This is a genomic window from Pseudoalteromonas sp. NZS71_1, from assembly GCF_015864305.1.
Taxonomy (GTDB): domain Bacteria; phylum Pseudomonadota; class Gammaproteobacteria; order Enterobacterales; family Alteromonadaceae; genus Pseudoalteromonas; species Pseudoalteromonas arctica.
This window is the reverse complement of record NZ_JADYXM010000004.1, coordinates 336483-354530: the sequence shown is the minus strand read 5'-3', so window position 1 is coordinate 354530 and position 18048 is coordinate 336483. Positions and strand designations below refer to the sequence as shown.

The 18048-nt window shown below is 38.1% G+C and carries 15 protein-coding genes; 6 read left to right on the top strand and 9 right to left on the bottom strand.

Features of this window, described 5'->3' with window-relative positions; genetic code table 11:
• Positions 1 to 4: 4 nt before the first annotated feature.
• A complete protein-coding gene (locus I6F43_RS09165) occupies positions 5 to 1399 on the bottom strand; it encodes a RimK family protein (RefSeq protein ID WP_197101990.1) in 1395 nt (464 codons plus the stop codon).
• 293 nt (positions 1400 to 1692) lie between these two features.
• Here I6F43_RS09165 and I6F43_RS09160 point away from each other — a divergent pair, with 293 nt between their 5' ends.
• A complete protein-coding gene (locus I6F43_RS09160) occupies positions 1693 to 2031 on the top strand; it encodes a zinc ribbon domain-containing protein YjdM (RefSeq protein WP_197101988.1) in 339 nt (112 codons plus the stop codon).
• Positions 2032 to 2330: 299 nt separating this feature from the next.
• Here I6F43_RS09160 and I6F43_RS09155 read toward each other — a convergent pair whose 3' ends face one another.
• The 7 genes from I6F43_RS09155 to I6F43_RS09125 form a co-directional block, all read right to left on the bottom strand.
• The gene (locus I6F43_RS09155) at positions 2331 to 2540 is read right to left on the bottom strand and encodes a zinc ribbon domain-containing protein (RefSeq protein WP_007582647.1); all 210 of its coding nucleotides are present in this window, start codon (positions 2538 to 2540) and stop codon (positions 2331 to 2333) included.
• Positions 2541 to 2738: 198 nt separating this feature from the next.
• The gene (locus I6F43_RS09150) at positions 2739 to 3056 is read right to left on the bottom strand and encodes a type II toxin-antitoxin system RelE/ParE family toxin (RefSeq protein WP_024592928.1); all 318 of its coding nucleotides are present in this window, start codon (positions 3054 to 3056) and stop codon (positions 2739 to 2741) included.
• A complete protein-coding gene (locus I6F43_RS09145; RefSeq protein ID WP_010555056.1) occupies positions 3044 to 3301 on the bottom strand; it encodes a type II toxin-antitoxin system Phd/YefM family antitoxin in 258 nt (85 codons plus the stop codon). The genes I6F43_RS09150 and I6F43_RS09145 overlap by 13 nt, the downstream gene beginning before the upstream one ends.
• 322 nt (positions 3302 to 3623) lie before the next feature.
• Complete coding sequence (locus I6F43_RS09140) at positions 3624 to 4100, bottom strand: GreA/GreB family elongation factor (RefSeq protein WP_010555055.1); 477 nt, start codon at positions 4098 to 4100, stop codon at positions 3624 to 3626.
• A 181-nt stretch (positions 4101 to 4281) separates the two neighbouring features.
• Complete coding sequence (gene secF / locus I6F43_RS09135; RefSeq protein WP_197101986.1) at positions 4282 to 5226, bottom strand: protein translocase subunit SecF; 945 nt, start codon at positions 5224 to 5226, stop codon at positions 4282 to 4284.
• Positions 5219 to 7057, bottom strand: a complete 1839-nt coding sequence (secD, locus tag I6F43_RS09130; protein WP_197101984.1) for a protein translocase subunit SecD — start codon at positions 7055 to 7057, stop codon at positions 5219 to 5221. Before secD ends, secF begins: the two co-directional genes overlap by 8 nt.
• A gap of 108 nt (positions 7058 to 7165) precedes the next feature.
• Positions 7166 to 7627 (bottom strand): hypothetical protein, encoded by a 462-nt coding sequence (locus I6F43_RS09125; RefSeq protein ID WP_197101982.1) that lies wholly within the window; start codon positions 7625 to 7627, stop codon positions 7166 to 7168.
• A 471-nt stretch (positions 7628 to 8098) separates the two neighbouring features.
• On the opposite strand from I6F43_RS09125, the gene I6F43_RS09120 reads away from it, so the two are divergent.
• From I6F43_RS09120 to I6F43_RS09100, 5 genes are all read left to right on the top strand, one after another.
• Complete coding sequence (locus I6F43_RS09120; protein ID WP_197101980.1) at positions 8099 to 10162, top strand: HAD family hydrolase; 2064 nt, start codon at positions 8099 to 8101, stop codon at positions 10160 to 10162.
• A gap of 135 nt (positions 10163 to 10297) precedes the next feature.
• On the top strand, positions 10298 to 12076 hold the full coding sequence (locus I6F43_RS09115; RefSeq protein ID WP_197101978.1) for an ABCB family ABC transporter ATP-binding protein/permease: 1779 nt from the start codon (positions 10298 to 10300) through the stop codon (positions 12074 to 12076).
• Between the two features lie 240 nt (positions 12077 to 12316).
• Positions 12317 to 14395, top strand: coding sequence for a M13 family metallopeptidase (locus tag I6F43_RS09110; protein ID WP_197101976.1), 2079 nt, complete (start codon positions 12317 to 12319; stop codon positions 14393 to 14395).
• A gap of 270 nt (positions 14396 to 14665) precedes the next feature.
• Positions 14666 to 15379: a YebC/PmpR family DNA-binding transcriptional regulator gene (locus I6F43_RS09105; RefSeq protein ID WP_010555049.1), complete on the top strand. Its 714-nt coding sequence runs from the start codon at positions 14666 to 14668 to the stop codon at positions 15377 to 15379.
• A 41-nt stretch (positions 15380 to 15420) separates the two neighbouring features.
• The gene (locus tag I6F43_RS09100; RefSeq protein WP_442960236.1) at positions 15421 to 16743 is read left to right on the top strand and encodes a leucine-rich repeat-containing protein kinase family protein; all 1323 of its coding nucleotides are present in this window, start codon (positions 15421 to 15423) and stop codon (positions 16741 to 16743) included.
• A gap of 87 nt (positions 16744 to 16830) precedes the next feature.
• Here the strand turns inward: I6F43_RS09100 and I6F43_RS09095 are convergent, their stop codons facing one another.
• Positions 16831 to 17955 (bottom strand): sterol desaturase family protein, encoded by a 1125-nt coding sequence (locus I6F43_RS09095; RefSeq protein WP_197101972.1) that lies wholly within the window; start codon positions 17953 to 17955, stop codon positions 16831 to 16833.
• Positions 17956 to 18048: the final 93 nt, after the last annotated feature.

The window sequence follows — 18048 nt, the reverse complement described above, 5'->3', positions numbered from 1 at the left end:
GTTATTACCCACGGCCTCGTGCTTCTAAACGTTGTTTAAACTCATCCATAATGATCATGTATAGCTCGTCGCCTAAATAGCCGTCTTCTACTTTGTGATCAATACTTGGGTTGTCGTTTACTTCAAGCACGTATGCTTTGCCTTGATGCTCTTTAACATCAACGCCATATAAACCCCTACCCACTGTTTTACATGCTTTTAATGCAGCATCTAACACCGCTTTTGGTAGCTCAAAGGTTGGCAGAGTTTCAAAACCACCTGAGAAAAACCGTTTAGCGTCGTGGTTATAAATTTGCCAATGGTTACGCGCCATTAAATAACGACATGCATAAATAGCACGGCCATTTAACACACCCACTCGCCAATCGTATTCGGTATACATGTACTCTTGCGCGAGCACTAATGCGCTAAATTCAAACAACTCTGTAAGCTTAGCTTCAAGCTCATCGCGGTTTGACACTTTATAAACACCTTTTGAAAAAGACCCTTCAGGCATTTTTAAAACAAGCGGATACGTAAACGCTTCTTCTAGCTGCTCAAGCGTTTCACTTGATTGATCAGCCACTACAACCGTTTTTAAACTTGGCACTTTTTGGTAATTAAACGCATCGTGTAAATACACTTTATTACAACAACGTAAAATAGACTCAGCATCGTCAATAACCACTAAACCAAGGCTTTGCGCTTTGCTTGCAAGGCGATACGTTGGATGGTCAATCGCTGTAGTTTGGCGAATAAATAACGCATCAAACTGGGCTATGTTATCAATTTCGTCAAAGCTTAATGCTTGTGCATTAATGCCGTGTTTAGCCGCGGCTTTAATAAAACGTGCAATGGCGTCTTTATCACTCGGCGGTACTTTTTCGTTATGATCAACAAGTATTGCCATGTCCCATCTAAAACGACGTTGTACCGAACTAATACGCCACTGCGTTTTAGTAAAGTTATCTAGCTTGGCTACAAATTCGCTGTACTGTTGCTCGCTTAAAGACGACATCGAGCCTTGTTGTAATAAGCCTTGCTCATCAACAAATAAAATAGGCGCTGGGTATTGTTTAAATACCGACTTTGCTGCTTTTGATTGTAAATCATTTTGGGCATTGCCAAAGTAAAGTGTGCCATCTATTTGGCCCACATTTAACATAGGTGCTTGGCCACTACGAAGAGCATTAATGGTTTTTACACTGGGTAAAACTTGGTGCTTGCGCGCCTCTGCAAGTAACGAGCAATAGTAACCTTTGCTCAAGTATTGGCTTGAGTCGCACAGATTAATAATGCGTGTTTTTGGTTCGTTATGTTTTGGGTAATCACGTAAGTAGGTATTAAACGTAATTACATTTTCGAACGATTGAGCAAGCGTTTGCTCGTTGTTATCAACCACAATTAAGGTTTTAAACACGACTTTTCCTAGTTAAGTCAAAATATAAAAAGCATGCTTAGTAAAATACTAAGCATTATAAATAGAAACACCCATCGTACTAAGTGGGCATTGCGCGAATCACTTAATATGATGGGTGCTTTAACAGGTACCTACTGTACGAGTTAGCGCTTAAATTGCTTAAGCGACATGTGCTTTATATGCCCTTTTTTAAAAACGCACAAACGAGATATTTTTAACGTGAAGATAAAAAATATTGATTAACTAATAACGCAGATTAAAATACGCAAAACAATACCTTATGAGAGTTAAAAATGTCGCTGCCTGCTTGCCCAAAATGCCAATGTGAATATGTTTACGAGGACCAACAACTGCTTATTTGCCCCGAGTGCGCCCATGAGTGGAACCCAAATAATATAAACGATGAAGCCGCCATTTTAGTTAAAGATGCCAACGGCACTGTACTAAGTGATGGCGACAAAGTGACAGTAGCCAAAGATTTAAAAATTAAAGGCAGCTCGCAAGTCATTAAAATTGGCACCAAAGCGGTCGTTAGAAGAGTGCTTGATAAAAAAGATCACGAACTTGATTGTAAAGTAGAAGGCATTGGCGAAATGATGGTAACAGCAAAGTTTGTGAAAAAAGCTACCTAAAATTGGATATTTAAAATATAGGATGTTAGATGAAAAATCATAAAAATAAATTCATCCAAGCCTTATGGTCTATTATTGAAGTCTATTATTGAAGTCTTTTATTGAAGCCTATTATTAGTGCGTGTAATTGATTTTGTTTAACTGCTATTAGTTGGTGTATATCTAAAGTTCCACCATACATTTAATAAGGCGAATTATCGCTTAGGGGTGTTTAAGCATTTAACCTCCTCACCTTAATGAGGAGGTATCTCATGAACTGATCAGTTTACATTTCAGTTAAGGTGCTTTTTAAGCTTTGATTACCCAGTAAAGAAATCAAATACGTTACCAAGTGTTGATGATGAACCTTTATAAAATTCAGTAAAACTACATCGACTGCATGTCACAGCGGTGTACTTTTTATTTTGAACATCAAAAATTCTTGACCAAAAGCCACCCGAAACTCTTATTTCACCGGTATCAAATTCGTTATTATTACACTTAGAGCAAGACCAATTGTTATGTCTCATCTTTCAACCTCCATATTATTTATGTACGGTATATTAGACACTTAACGAACACGTGTAGCAATTTTTTTAATAAACAAACCAATATTTAGTTCTTATATTGGTTAAGTTGGAATTTTGATAAATGTTTGAATGGCTTTTTAATAATTGCTTTTTATAATAATTAGTATGGGGGTCATACTAATTTCACTCAGGGATTACCTACTTGTTAGCTGTATATTGCGTTAGCAACAAAAATTTTCGTAAGTCCCGCTCTTGTCTCATTACGTGCAAAATATATACTTTATCGTTATCTTTTTTGTAAAATATACGACAAGGATTCACGACCAGTTCAAGATAATTTAGGTTAGCTAACTCAATTGGTTTTTTACCTGATTCAGGAAAGAGTTCGAGACGTTCAACTTTTTCAAATATTTTGGAAACCAATTTTTTCGCTGACTGCAAATTGCTTAATGCGATATATTCAGCAATATCGTTAAGATCATCCAAAGCTGGATTAGTCCAAATTATTTCAGCCATTTATTCATTTTATCTTTAGCTTCAACATTCGACATGGTTTCACCACGACTTATTGCCTGCTCTCCTTTTGCAAGAGACTCAAGAATTTGCATACGCTTTTGCATAAATTCATAATCATCAACATCTACTAAGTATGCAGATGGTTGTCCATGTTCAGTTATCAACACAGGTTCTTTAGAGGAATGAAGTTCAGATAATATCTTCGTTGCTTGACGCTTCAATGTTGTTACTAGTTCTACTCTCATAATAATCCCCAAACAAATGTATCACTATAGTAGCACCGAGTAGCCAACTTGGGAAATACAACTAACGAGGCTGTAAACCACTAAAATCAATTAAAAAGGGAGCACCTAACGTCAACCCTGCTCACTTTTAAACTATTAGGTACTTCTCATTATATGCCTTTGTAGAAATTGAAATACACACCACGTTACGCTATAAAAACATAGCTGTAGGTTGGATAAATGGCGGAGCCATGCCATCCGACAATTAATTTATGAATATAAATAAGCGATTATTACGTTGGCATAGCTTTGTCAGATGGTGTTCTCTTAAAAAACCAAAGCTTTATAAAATCTCTACCACTACATATTCGTGGGCTTTACCTGCAATTGTTAACGTAATTTCATCATCAATCTGTTTATTTAGTAACTGCTTACCCATTGGTGCGCCGGGTGTTACAACAGCAATTGCGTGCTTTTTAACGTTTACTGTTAAACCACCAGCTGCAGGGCCTAAATAAAACCATTTTTGGGCTGCGTTATCATCTTCTAAACATACCAGCGAACCGATAGCTATTTTGTCGGTTGGTTTTTCATTAAAGGCAGGTTCGAACAATTCTATGCTTTTATAGCAATCGTTTACGCGCTGGGCTTGGCCTTGTGCTAAATAAGCGGCTTCGAGCCCTAGGGTATCGTATTTATTTTCGGCTATGTTTTCTTCATGTGTGGCGGTGTCGTGCGCAGTTTTTGCCGCTACTTTAGCTGTTGTAAGCTGCGCTTCTAGCGCAAAACGAAGATGTTCGATAACGTGGGTTTTATTCATGGGGATTAATACAATACAGGCAGTAAAAATAAGGCTACCAGTTTAACATTTTTGCGGGGCTTAAAACCATTGTTTTAAACCCCGCAAGGTTGGTTGGAATACTAGCCGGGTTTAAATAAACATTAAACAAGCAAAGAGCCGCTGGTTGGTGCAGCTCTTTGCTTGTGCTTTATTAAAAACCTTATGGCATATCTAATAATGTTTGCGTGTGGGCATCTACTTTAACTTCGTAGTTTTTAGCGCTTAAGCCTAATAGCTCCGGCAAGGTTGCCGCTATACAAATAGACGAGAACGTACCCACTACAATGCCAGTAAATAATGCAATAGCAAAGCCTTGCAGTGGTGCGCCTGCAAGTAACCAAACGCTCGCAACCGTTGCAAGTGTAGTACCCGACGTAATTAAGGTGCGCGTTAGTGTGCTTTTAATCGCATTATTAATAATGGTCGCTGGGCTAAGTACATTGTTTGATTGAACACGTAAAAGCTCACGTACTCTATCCCCTACTATTATTGAGTCGTTAAGTGAGTAACCAATAATAGCCAGTAAACTTGCCAGCACGGTTAGGTTAAATTCAATTTGTAATAGTGAAAATAACCCAAGTACGAGTATTAAATCGTGCACTAGCGCTACCACAGAGCCGAGTGCTAAGCGCCATTCAAAACGCACTGCAAGGTAAATCATTACTGCAATCATTGCAGCAAACATTGCTAAACAGCCTTGATCAAATAACTCATCGCCCACTTGTGAACCAATATAAGCTGACGATAATACCTGTGCGTTTATATCATCGTTTTGTGTAACAGCGCTTTGCCAATCAGGGCTATTAGCTGTTGTTGATGTAGTTGATGCACTTGGCGCTTCTCTTAATTGAAAATGACTATTACCTTGCGCGGTTAGCTCAAACTCACCGTTGTGATTTTTAGCAATAAACGATTGAAGCTCTTTTAGCTCAACACTTTGGCTGGTTGTAAACTCAGTTAAATAACCGCCGGTAAAATCTAGGCCAAAATTTAGACCTTTTTGCGTAAGCGTAAATACTGATAGCAGCACTAATATGGCGCTTGAAAGCATGCCCATAAAACGTAAACGTGTACCCTTTTCACCTTTCAAAAAATAATTAAGCATGTGCTTTTACTCCTGCTTTTTTACCCATTTTTAAATACAACGTTTGGCTTAATATTTTTGATACGTACACACCTGTAAATACAGACGTTAAAAGTCCCAATGCTAATGTAATGGCAAAACCTTTAACGGGCCCGTAGCCTATGCCGTATAAGATAAGTGCGGTGATCATGGTCGTTATATTGGCATCAAATATTGTATTTGCGGCTTGTTTATACCCCTCTTGAATAGCTTGATATGGTGCACGGCCTTGGCGACGTTCTTCTTTAATGCGTTCAAATATTATTACGTTAGTGTCTACCGCCATACCTATGGTTAGCACCAGACCTGCAATACCCGGAAGCGTTAACACAACCCCTGGTAATAATGACATTAAGCCCACAAGCGACGTTAAATTTAATATAAGTGCTACGTTTGCAATAAGGCCTAAACGGCGATACCAAAGCGCCATAAATGCAAGCGTAATACCCATGCCTAACATAAGCGCGGCTAAGCCATTACTAATATTTTCGCTGCCGAGGCTTGGCCCTATTGTTTGTTCGTGCACAATTGTAACGGGTGCTGTAAGCGAGCCTGCACGTAATAACAATGCCAGATCGGCTGCCGCTTGTTGGCTTTTCATATTGGTAATACTAAAACGCGAACTTAAATGCTGAGCAATATTAGCAACATTAATAACTTCGCTTTTTTTAACTACTTCGCCTTTAGCGTTTTGAGAATACTCAGAGTAAACTGTCGCCATTGGCTTACCAATATTGGCTTTTGAAAACGCCGACATTGCATCCCCGCCTTGGCCGTCTAGGCTAAGTTGAACAAGTGGTTTGCCCCAATCATCGCGGCCTATATTGGCATTATTAATGTGATCGCCTGTAAAAATTGGTACAGGATCGAGCTTTATGGTTCCGCCCGATTGCATATTAAATGTTTGTCCGCCAATTTCTTTTAATTGATAAAAACCAAGCGATGCTGTTGCACCAATAATACGTTTTGCTTCGGTTGGATCTTGCACGCCTGGTAGCTCTATACGAATGCGATGTTTGCCTTGTTGCTGTGTTACCGCTTCGGTAATGCCTAACTCTTCAATACGTGAACGAAGGGTTGTAAGTGTTTGTCCCATTACTTCTTTATCAAAGCTGCTGCGGCCTTGCTCTGAATAACTAAATTTGGCAGTTTTAACGCTGCCGTTATTGCTTGTTACAACGGCTAAATTAGCAAATCGGCTTTGTAGCTCTTCAATAACGGGGGTTAACTTGTCGGTTGCATTAGGCAGTGCGTTTATTTCAAACCCCTGCTGAGTTTGCTGCGCTTTTACGCCATGTGCTTTTTGTTTAATAATGATTGATTTAGCTTGTTGATACGCACTGACTAATTGCTCATCAACGGCTTTATCTAAATCTACGTCTAGTACAAATAGCACACCGCCATTTAAATCAAGGCCCAGCTTTATTGGTGATAAACCAAAATCTTGTAACCATGTTGGGCTGGTTGCATGCTCAACAATTTTAACTTGCGTGTTTGGATATTGCGCTTTTATAGCCGCTTGCGCCTGAGCGCTTTTAGTTGGCTCGTTTAAAAGTATATTAATAGTGGATTGCTTATCTAAACCCTGCTCAACCTCTAGCCCTTGTTTATTTAAAAAAGTAACTAGCGTTTTAGTGCTCGGTAAAGATTGCGTTTCGCTGTGCGGAGCAGCACTGATGTGCAACCACGATTTATTTGGGTATAAATTTGGTAATGCGCTGATAGCTAATAAAACCAATACTATTAGCATGGCTATATAGCTTAATTTGAACTTAGCCGTAGACGGCTTTTTATCTTTTTTAAAACTTAACATGTTGAATCCTTATTGCCAGCAAAGCTAGCAACGTACTTTTTAAAAGCACAATTAATCTGCAGGCTAAAACTTTAAAAGTTAAAACCTAATAAAATTAAATAAGGAAAATTAAGCGTGGTAGGTAGTTACAGCTTTGTAGAGTAAATTAACGTCTTTCCAGCCACTCAAACGCGACTTTTTACTATTAGTTACAAACGTATACCAAGGCTGTATAGGATTAATCGCTCTTGGTCGTAAGAATATATGCCTAACAAGATTTTGAGCAAAAAATTCAAAAACCACATCGTATTCTGGCTCACTTTGAACAGTGTGCAAAAACAATGATGAATTATTGGCAGTTAACCTTGGTTGGTGCGCGTCAAAATCGGTTTGATGCGTTTTTTTATGCTGCGAAGTATCTACAGACTTACTAATAGGCTGTATTTTAGTTAAATCGGCAATATCAGTAAGCGAAACCTGCGTACTAACATTGATATTTAAATTTTGTGAGGCGCCCATAGCATTGCTCTGCACACTAAAAAGTGCAGCAAATAGCAAAAAGGCAGTTAAAAACACTCTAAATTTAAACATTCACGTTTTAAAACTAAAATAAGTGATGCGTAGTATATAAGGGCTAGTATTTGAAATACAATAGTCTTCTATGTATTTAGTTTGATTTTCCCCGTAGCTTTCCTTTCGCCTCTGAGCGCTTAAGTTACTTTAGGTCGAGCGAATTGTTTAAATTTTCTTTCGAAAATCTAATTTACAAAATATGTTACGTTTAAATCTACGACTTCGGCAACATACCTTCCCCTTATCCAATGAAAATTGAGTAATTATTTAGGCTTACCCACCATCTAATATTTGCAGTTTTATTATTCATTTAACATTCATTTAGTGGTTTTTTTTGGTAAAATAACAGGTAACCTATGATGCTTCGTACTATTAAATGCGTAAGTTGCAGCGGATATACGAAATTAGTATAATTAAATGTAAACAAATAGCTAAATTTTGATTTTCTTAATTATGTTATGGATAGTAAATAAGGCAGGGAAAGTCATTATGAAAAAAAACATAGTTAGTAAAATTGTCGCAAAATTTTACAATAAAAGCTTAAAGCTAATAAATACCCTAAGTAATGACACTGACCTAAAAAAGCTAATAAACAACAGTGAAATAGTCTCTTTCGATATTTTCGATACAGTGATCCTCAGAAAAGTCCTCGAACCAGCTGATATTTTTACAATAGTTGAAAATTTATATAATGATGAACATAAAAAGCTAGACATAGATTTTAAAAGTATCCGAAGTAAAGCAGAACCAGAAGCGACAAAGATACTAACTGAGCTTGATGGTACCCAATCCATAGGCTTGGATGAAATATATGCACACATACAAAAAACACAAGATCTAGACAGCAAAACAATAAATATATTGAAAGCGCTAGAAATCGAAATAGAATTAAAATTTTGTGTTAAAAATGAATATATGCACTCTTTTTATCAATACTGTATTGATAGTGATAAAAAGGTAATTTTCACCTCAGACATGTACTTACCAGAATATGTGATAAAAAAAATTCTTTACGATAATGGTTATACAAAATACCATCAATTATTTTTATCTTCTGTAATCCGTAAATCAAAGTCTAAAGGTGGATTATATCCACATATACTTAAAGAACTATCCTGTAAACCATCTAAGCTATTACATATTGGCGATTATTACTTCGCCGATGTAATTAATGCGATGAAAGAAGGCATCAAACCTTATTATTACAAAAAAACCAGTGAATATGCGCTTAGTCATCATTCATTTAAAAGGCTAAGGGAGCTATATCCTTCAAAACTCTCTATAGAAGAATCTATTTATTTTGCGACTATCATCAACAAAACGTTTACTCAAAGAAATAATAACAATGAAAATATTTGGTACGACTTCGGTTATGTTTATTGTGGAATAATATATTTTGGCTTAACTCGCTGGCTTACTAGTCAGGTAATACATCAAGAAATAGAACATGTATTTTTCCTTGCGCGCGACGGCTATATAATGCATAAAGTGTATAGCCTTATGAATCAAGGAATTAAAACCCCTGTTAGTAAATATATGTATGCATCAAGGCGAGCTATAAACATCCCCACTATATACAATGGCATCGATGAATATTCGATAAAAGTACTTTGTCATTTTGTTCCTAATTTGAGCGTCGTAAACTACCTTGATAGAGTTGATATAGATGCAAAAAAACATATTGAAAAAATAAAAAAAGTAGGCTTTTCTGATCAAAATCATACAATAGAAACAGATAGCGATAAGGATAAATTAGCAAAACTCTTTCATTTATTAGTTGGTGATATATGTAGTAATGCAGCGGTCGAAAGAGAGAACCTATTAACTTACCTGGATCAAATTGGGTTTATGGATACCAAAAAAGTCGCGATTGTTGACATTGGATGGCAAGGGACAATCCAGAATTCACTGAATAAGCTAATGCTATTAGAAAATAATGAAATAGATATTCATGGTTATTACCTAGGCACATTTCAAACTGCAATGAAGTTTGCTGAAAAAGGGTTTCCGATGTCTGGCTATATGTGTAACTTTTCAGAACCTAAAAATAATTTTCAAGTATTATCGGAAGGTGTGCATATGCTCGAATTTATTTTTTCGGCACCTCACGGCTCTGTAATTAAATTCGATAAAAAGAATGATGAAATAGTAGCTATATTCGAACCTAATGACTTTTCTAATGATAAGCTAAATACAATAAACGAATTTCAAAAAGGGGCTATGGACTTTATTTCTGATTTTATGGCTATTGAGAGGGACTATAAAAAAATAAATATCGCTCCTGAAACAGCTATAAAACCTATATCTCGACTATTAAAAACTCCTACTTATAGCGAATCCGTAAACTTTGGTAATCTAAAACACTCTGAGTATGTCGGAGCAAATAGCCATGAAAGTTACTTTGCTAAAACGTCCGATCCATTAAAAATGTTTCTTAACCCGATTAAGTTTAAGCAAGCCTATAGCAAATCATTATGGAAAGCTGGTTTCAGAAAACGTTACATGCGATATATTCTACCGGAAAATATATACTGCTATTTTAGAAAGCATTAAGTTGGTAACTCCATTTTAATGCTTATAAATTAATATTCAAAAAAACTAAAAAATATCTTCCCTTGTTTCAATTTACTGCGTTTACTTAACTTATAAGTGATTTTATCTACCCACATACCAATTCTGAGATACTGAATGCGCTCCAAACAAAGCAGTGAAAAACGACCAGACGCCATGAATTTACGCCAAAGTGTAAAAACACTGTGGCCCTACCTTACAAAATTTAAAGGCCGTGTTTTTATTGCACTTATGGCGCTTATAGGCGCAAAAGGTGCCACGCTTTTAATGCCTTGGGCACTTAAAGAAATAATAGACTCTGTAGATAAGTCAATTAACCCACTGTTAGTTATTCCTGCTTTATTGTTATTGATGTACGGTGGACTGCGTTTTGCTAGCGTATTTTTAGGTGAAATAAGAGATGCTGTATTTTCTCGTGTAACCGAGCACGCTATGCGTGATATTGGTTTAAAAGTATTTAAGCATTTGCACTCACTTGAGCTGGCTTTTCATTTAGATAGGCAAACCGGTGGCATTAGCCGTGATATAGAACGCGGTACGAGCGGGTTAAGCTTTTTAATGCGCTTTTTAATGTTTAATATTGTGCCTACTTTGTTTGAAATACTGACCGTTGCGATTATTTTTGGCACGTTGTTTTCTGTTTGGTTTGCGCTTATTACATTACTGGCAGTCGCTATTTATATTACCTTTACTGTGGTGGTTACCCAGTGGAGAAACCGCTTTATTAGAGAAGCAAATGCTGCCGACAATCAAAGTAATACCCGCGCAATAGACAGCTTGCTTAATTATGAAACTGTAAAGTATTTTAATAACGAACAGTTTGAAGCAAAAACGTACGACACCTTTTTAGCAAACTGGGAAAAAGCCCGTTTAAAAAATAGAATGTCGCTGCTCGCCCTCAACTCAGGCCAAGCACTTATTATTGCTTGTGCTATTACCGCGTTAATGTGGTTGGGCTCAAGCGAGGTAGTTGCAGGTACGCTTTCTATTGGTGAACTTGTGATGATTAACGCGTATATGATTCAATTGTTTTTACCGCTTAACTTTTTAGGTTTTGTGTACCGCGAAATAAGGCGTGCCCTAACCGACCTTGAAAACATGCTTGGACTATTAAATAAAAAACCACAAATAACCGATGCACTTAATGCTAAAGAGCTCAATATTAGCCAAGGTGAAATAACATTTAATAATGTAAGTTTTAGTTACGATGCGCATCGCCCTATTCTTAATAACCTTAGCTTTAGCGTTAAAGCTGGCAGTAAGGTAGCTATTGTTGGTGCCAGTGGTGCTGGTAAAAGTTCATTAGCGCGACTGCTTTATCGTTTTTATGATGTAAGCGCTGGTGAAATTAGTATCGATAATCAAGCAATAAACTCAGTAACACTTAATAGTTTACGAAAAGCCATTGCAATAGTCCCGCAAGACACCGTGTTGTTTAACACCACTATTCGTGAAAATATCGCTTACGGTAGACCATCAGCAAGCGATACAGAAATTGATGAAGCCATTGCTATGGCGCATTTAAAAGACTTTATAGCGACACTTGATAAAGGCGATAAAACACTGGTTGGCGAGCGCGGTTTAAAAGTATCCGGCGGCGAAAAACAGCGTATTGCTATTGCGCGCGCCATTTTGAAAAAATCCCCTATTTTAATTTTTGATGAAGCAACATCTGCCCTCGATTCTCATTCTGAGCAAGCAATACTCGCGGCAATGCGTGAAGTTGCCAGTAACCATACGAGCGTTGTTATTGCTCATCGCCTTTCTACTATTACCGATGCAGACACCATTATTGTGCTCAAAGCCGGACGAATTATTGAGCAAGGTAAGCACGATGAGTTACTTACACTCGCCGGAGAATATGCCCGTATGTGGGAGCTTCAGCATAAAAAATAAATAGTGTGTGACCCCTCTTAGCTCGGATACTTTCAAGTATTCGAGCTAAATAAAGCTTTTATAGCGCCTATTAGCCTTTCTCTTTTCCTCTATATTAGTTTTATCGAGCACTGTGGTGATTCACCTCAAAAGGTTTGTTTGTCTGATTAATATCAATAACAATCGATAAGTTAAATATTCGTAACAATAAAAATGATTCACTGCTGCTTTAATTCAATCAGTGATACTCAGGAGTAAGTAATGAAAAAGAGTTTAATTGCCGCAGCATTAGCTGCCACATTTATTACCGGTTGTTCAGAGCCGCAAACAACAAAAACAGACGAGCAACAACCTAAAGTAGCCACTGCAGCAGTAGCAGAGAAAGCAGAGTTAGGTAGTTTTGGTGTTGATTTAACAGCCCGCAACGAAGCCGTTAAACCAGGCGATGATTTTTTTATGTATGCCAGTGGCACGTGGTATGACAACTACGTAATGCCTGCAGATAAAACCCGCTACGGTGCATTTTCAGGATTAGCTGAGCGCAGTGAAGACGATGTTAAAGCTATTATTGAAGAAATAGCCGCACGTAAAGATTTAAACGCAGAAGAAAAACTCGTTGCTGATTTTTACAATGCCTATATGGATACCGAAACACTTAATAAACTAGGTGTAGCGCCTATTAAGCCATTGTTAAGTGAAATTAATGATATATCGTCGACTGACGATTTAGCTGAAATGTTTGGTAAGTCTTGGTTAACCGGTAATAAAGCCCCTTTTGGCGGCGGTATGTGGTTTAATCGCCTAGACCCTAACAAATATGAAATGTCACTAGGTGCTGGTGGTTTAGGCTTACCAGATCGCTCTTACTACCTTGAAGACGCTGAGCGCTTTGTAAAAACCCGAGCAGCTTACGTTGCTCACATTGCTGACATGCTTGAGTTTACAGGAGTCGAAAATACCGCTGAGCGCGCTCAAGCAATTGTTGATCTTGAAACCAAAATTGCACAAGGTCACTGGCCACGTGAAAAGCGTCGTAATCGCGATTTAACCTTAAACCAAGTTGAACGTGCCGATTTAAGCACTGCTTATCCTGGCTTTAACTGGGATTTATATTTTGCGCAAACAGGTTATAAAGTACCTCAGTTAAATGTATCTCAGCCTGAACCAATAAAAGCGATGATTGAGCTAATCAATCAAGAAGATATTGCAGTATGGAAAGACTACCTAACGTATCACGCTATTAGCGGTAACGCAGGTTTACTATCAGAAGACGTATTTAATACTAACTTTGCTTTTTTTGGTAAAGAACTAAACGGACAGCAAGAGCCTCGCCCTCGTTGGAAACGTGCAATAAGTGAAATGTCGGGCACAAGTTCGCTTGGTTTTGCTATTGGTAAAATATACGTAGCGCGTTACTTCCCTGAGTCATCAAAACAACAAATGTCAGAGCTAGTTGAAAACCTTCGTACAGCCCTTGGTGAACGTATTGATAACCTAGAGTGGATGGGCGATGAAACTAAAGTAAATGCGCGCGCTAAACTGGCTGCATTTGTACCAAAAATTGGTTACCCCGATGTATGGCAGTCTTATGACGGTTTAAGCATTACTAAAAACGATTTAATTGGTAATGTGAAAAACATGCGTGAGTTTTTCCACGCAGAAAGTGTTGAAAAAGAGCTACAAAAAACAGACCGTAACCGCTGGGGCATGACGCCACAACGCGTAAACGCTTACTACAATAGCTCGTTTAATGAAATTGTATTTCCGGCTGCGATATTACAACCGCCATTTTTTGATCCAAATGCCGATCCGGCTGTAAACTATGGCGGTATTGGCGCTGTAATTGGTCACGAAATGGGTCATGGATTTGACGATCAAGGTTCAAAATCAGACGAAAACGGTGTGCAACGTAACTGGTGGACTGATGCTGACCGCGCTGCATTTGACAAAAAAGCAGATCAACTGGCTGCCCAGTACAGTAAATACGAACCAATTGAAGGTAATTTTGTTAATGGTCGAAATAGCCTTGGCGAAAACATTGGTGATGTGGGTGGCTTATCAATGGCCTATCATGCGTACAAGCTAAGTTTAAATGGTAAAGAAGCGCCTGTAATAGACGGCGTGACTGGCGATCAACGTTTCTTCCTTGCGTGGGCACAAGTATGGAAAGAAAAACGTACTGAGCAAAGCATGCTTAACCAACTGCGTGGTGGCACACATGCACCAGGTCGCTTTAGAGCACAAGCGCCGCGTAACCACGATGCATGGTACAAAGCGTTTGATGTAAAACCAAGCGATGAGTTATACCTTCCTGAAGATGAACGTGTACGTATTTGGTAAGTAATATATGAGGCTATTAATTTGCCTCGTTTAATTTTATTACTCAATTAGGCAACTCATTAAATAAGTTGCCTTTTTATTTGATTAAATTTGCTCTGAAAATCCTCTTTAAATCAGCGCCAAAACGCCTCAATAAAATACACTTTAGATGGACTTTAAACGCTACAGTTTTAATCGGCTTTAATACTTACTAGCCCTTGAATGCATTTACCTTTAGAATACGCATTATAATTTTATTCTATTATTTACATATATTAAGGCGAAACGCAGATGGGAAGAGCTTACCAAAACAAAAAAGATTCAATGGCTAAGACTGCGGGTGCTAAAACTAAAGTTTATTCTAAGTACGGCAAAGAAATTTATATTTGTGCTAAAAACGGCGGTGTAGATCCAGATGGTAACTTATCATTACGTCGTTTAATTGAACGCGCTAAAAAAGACCAAGTACCAGCACACGTTATTGACCGCGCAATCGACAAAGCAAAAGGTGGCGGCGGCGAAGACTACTCAGCAACACGTTACGAAGGTTACGGCCCTGGTAACTGTATGATTATTGTTGACTGTTTAACAGACAACAACAAGCGTACCTTTGCTGATGTACGTGTTTGTTTTACTAAAGCAAATGCTAAAATTGGCGCTCAAAACTCTGTTTCACATTTATTTGATCACCTTGCTATTTTTGTATTTGACGGTGATGACGACGAAGCAGTACTTGAAGCTCTTATGATGGCTGATGTTGATGTAACTGACGTAGAAGTAGATGACGGTAAAGTCACTGTTTTTGCTCCTCACACAGAGTACAACAACACACGTACAGCGCTTGAAGAAATGGGCGTGACTGAATTTGACGAAGACCTAATTAGCTTTGTGCCACAAATTGAAACGCCGATTGAAGGCGAAGATGTTGAAGTTATGGAACGCTTTTTAGCCATGCTAGAAGATTGCGACGACGTACAAAACGTTTACCATAACGCGCAATTCTAAAACCTGATTTACTAAGTTAGAACGACTTTAAGCCAACAGCTATGTTGGCTTTTTCATTTTTAGAACATGGTATTAATATGAACTCCCTTAAAGAGCTTAAAAGTGGCAAACTTGCTGGTGCTACTCACCTGCAATTAGTAGAAGAGTTAACAATATTCCCGGAAGAGATTTTTAGCTTAGCTGACACGCTCGAAGTACTCGATTTATCAAATAATAACTTATCAACACTACCTGATGAATTTGCCTGTTTAACACGCCTGAAGCGAGTATTTTTATCGTTTAATCAGTTTAAGCATATTCCTACTGTGCTGGCTAAATGCCCTGCTTTAATTATGGTCGCGTTTAAGGGTAACCAAATTTCTGAGTTTGCTTTAAACAGCCTGCCAAAAAATATTGAGTGGCTCATACTCACCGATAATACGTTAAGCGAATTGCCTGAAGACTTTGGTAATTACACCCAACTTAAAAAGCTCGCGCTTGCGGGCAATCAACTTAAGCAACTGCCAAGTAGCATGGCGCAGTGTAAAAACCTCGAGCTTGTTAGGCTCTCTGCTAATAACTTAACACACGTAGACGACTGGCTGTTTGAACTGCCTAAACTTGCTTGGCTTGCGTTTGCCGGTAACGATTTTAATAAAGCCCAGTGCCTTACAAAGTGCAGCTTAGAAAATAAACCTCTTGACGATTACACGCTTAGTCATGTTATTGGTCAAGGTGCATCTGGCGTTATTCATTTAGCAAAATCGGTTGATAACGCTGTAGCGATTAAGTTATTCAAGGGCGCAATTACCAGCGACGGCTACCCACTTGATGAAGTAAATTGCTGCTTACAAGCAGGCGATCACGCTAACTTAATCAAGGTACTTGCCTACATTGAGCAAAGTGAGCAACTTGGTTTAGTGATGGAGCTTATAGGTGAAGGCTTTTGCAACTTAGGTTTACCTCCAAGCCTTGAAACCTGTACGCGTGACACCTTTAATGATGATTGCCATTACTCAACTCAGGCTATTTTAAAGATTGCACAGCAAATGGTAAATACCCTACACCATTTGCATATTCATAAAGTAAGCCATGGCGACGTGTATGCGCATAACACCATGATAAACAAAGATGCTGATGTATTATTTGGTGATTTTGGTGCAGCTACAAACTTAGCCATGTTAAGTGATTATCAACAAAAGCAAATGGAGTTAATTGAAGTACGTGCATTAGGGTGTTTAATTGAAGACTTATTAGGCACGGTAACTGGCGATGATAGACAAAGTGAGCTCTTTGTTAAAATGTCCGATATTGTAAGCCGCGCTGTGCAGCCTTTGTTAAATCAAAGACCTAAATTTACTGAGTTACTAGCAGAGCTAAAATAAATTCAATATTAATTGAATGAATTAAAAAAAGAGCAACGTGTAACGCGTTGCTCTTTTTTTAGTTTATCTTTGTTCAATTAGCTGTACTCATTTAGTACGCTTAAACGGATAAACCTGTTGCTTAAGCATACCTACCGGCATGTAATCCCCAACTACGCCATATGCTTCTGGCCACTCCTTTTGACCTTTAACAGCAGTACCAAACGCATAATCTAAAAACGAAAAATGCGCAGCGTAATTGCGGTCAATCGCAGCTTTATCTGACGCATGATGCCAATGGTGAAACTGCGGTGTAACCATAAAATATTTTAGCCAACCAAATTTCACACGCACATTTGCATGGTTAAACACAGCCTGTAAACCCACAATTATTACGTATAAACTAATTATTTGCTGTGAAAATCCAAGTACAAATATGGGTGTGAGCACTAAGCTGCGCGTTACGAGTATTTCAAGAATATGTTGGCGAGAGCCCGCTAACCAATCCATTTCTTTAGCACTGTGATGTACGCCATGAAAGCGCCATAATAAAGGGACTTCGTGATAAGCACGATGCACCCAATACTGCATTAAATCAGCCACGAGTATTATTAAAAACAACTGCACTACAAATGGTGTTTGCTCTATATAACCTTGTACTGTAGATGATACAGCCCAGCCAAAACCATAATGCACAAAGTGGTTAGTAACGAGTAACACAAAACCAATAATTAAATGATTTACAAAAAAGTGGTTTAAATCGCCTCGCCATTCGCTACGTAATATTTTTTGCTCTTTTCGATGGGGTAGCAGCTTTTCAATAACAATAAATATGAGTGTTGAGCCGAGTAAATCTAAAATAAACCAATCGAGCCCTATGTAAGGTGTGTTGGTGGCAAACTCATTTACCTCAACGTTTGGTCCGCCAAACATAATTGCCAGAATAATAAAAAACCACGCTGTAGCCCCTAAACGCTTATTGGTATTGCGTACAAAGTTAAGTAATCCTAAACTGCCCGAGACCAATAATGATGCAAACATAAGCTGACGTAAAAAGTCGACACTGTAGCTTTTTCTCAGTTCTGGTGTGGTTAAGTATTCAGGAAAGTGAAACGCTAATACGCCTAAGCAACTCAGTATTGCTAAAAAGCAGGCTATGTAGCCACTTATGTTGCCCTCACCTATCTGAAGATGATTTGTGCGAAATACCTTTCGTGATAAAGCTCTGATCATTTTTATTATTCCTTGCTTCGTTGAGTTGATTAAATACAACGAAATTCCATTGATTTACACACCCACATATTAACAAAATTTAGGGTATAAAAA

Excerpts from the sequence above, each read along its gene's own strand:
- I6F43_RS09125 (WP_197101982.1), bottom strand. The coding sequence starts at position 7,627 with ATGTTTAAATTTAGAGTGTTTTTAACTGCCTTTTTGCTATTTGCTGCA.
- I6F43_RS09110 (WP_197101976.1), top strand. The coding sequence starts at position 12,317 with ATGAAAAAGAGTTTAATTGCCGCAGCATTAGCTGCCACATTTATTACC.
- secF (WP_197101986.1), bottom strand. The coding sequence starts at position 5,226 with ATGCTTAATTATTTTTTGAAAGGTGAAAAGGGTACACGTTTACGTTTT.
- I6F43_RS09095 (WP_197101972.1), bottom strand. The coding sequence starts at position 17,955 with ATGATCAGAGCTTTATCACGAAAGGTATTTCGCACAAATCATCTTCAG.
- I6F43_RS09140 (WP_010555055.1), bottom strand. The coding sequence starts at position 4,100 with ATGAATAAAACCCACGTTATCGAACATCTTCGTTTTGCGCTAGAAGCG.
- I6F43_RS09120 (WP_197101980.1), top strand. The coding sequence starts at position 8,099 with ATGAAAAAAAACATAGTTAGTAAAATTGTCGCAAAATTTTACAATAAA.
- I6F43_RS09150 (WP_024592928.1), bottom strand. The coding sequence starts at position 3,056 with ATGGCTGAAATAATTTGGACTAATCCAGCTTTGGATGATCTTAACGAT.
- I6F43_RS09105 (WP_010555049.1), top strand. The coding sequence starts at position 14,666 with ATGGGAAGAGCTTACCAAAACAAAAAAGATTCAATGGCTAAGACTGCG.
- I6F43_RS09145 (WP_010555056.1), bottom strand. The coding sequence starts at position 3,301 with ATGAGAGTAGAACTAGTAACAACATTGAAGCGTCAAGCAACGAAGATA.
- I6F43_RS09115 (WP_197101978.1), top strand. The coding sequence starts at position 10,298 with ATGCGCTCCAAACAAAGCAGTGAAAAACGACCAGACGCCATGAATTTA.
- secD (WP_197101984.1), bottom strand. The coding sequence starts at position 7,057 with ATGTTAAGTTTTAAAAAAGATAAAAAGCCGTCTACGGCTAAGTTCAAA.
- I6F43_RS09100 (WP_442960236.1), top strand. The coding sequence starts at position 15,421 with ATGTTGGCTTTTTCATTTTTAGAACATGGTATTAATATGAACTCCCTT.
- I6F43_RS09160 (WP_197101988.1), top strand. The coding sequence starts at position 1,693 with ATGTCGCTGCCTGCTTGCCCAAAATGCCAATGTGAATATGTTTACGAG.
- I6F43_RS09155 (WP_007582647.1), bottom strand. The coding sequence starts at position 2,540 with ATGAGACATAACAATTGGTCTTGCTCTAAGTGTAATAATAACGAATTT.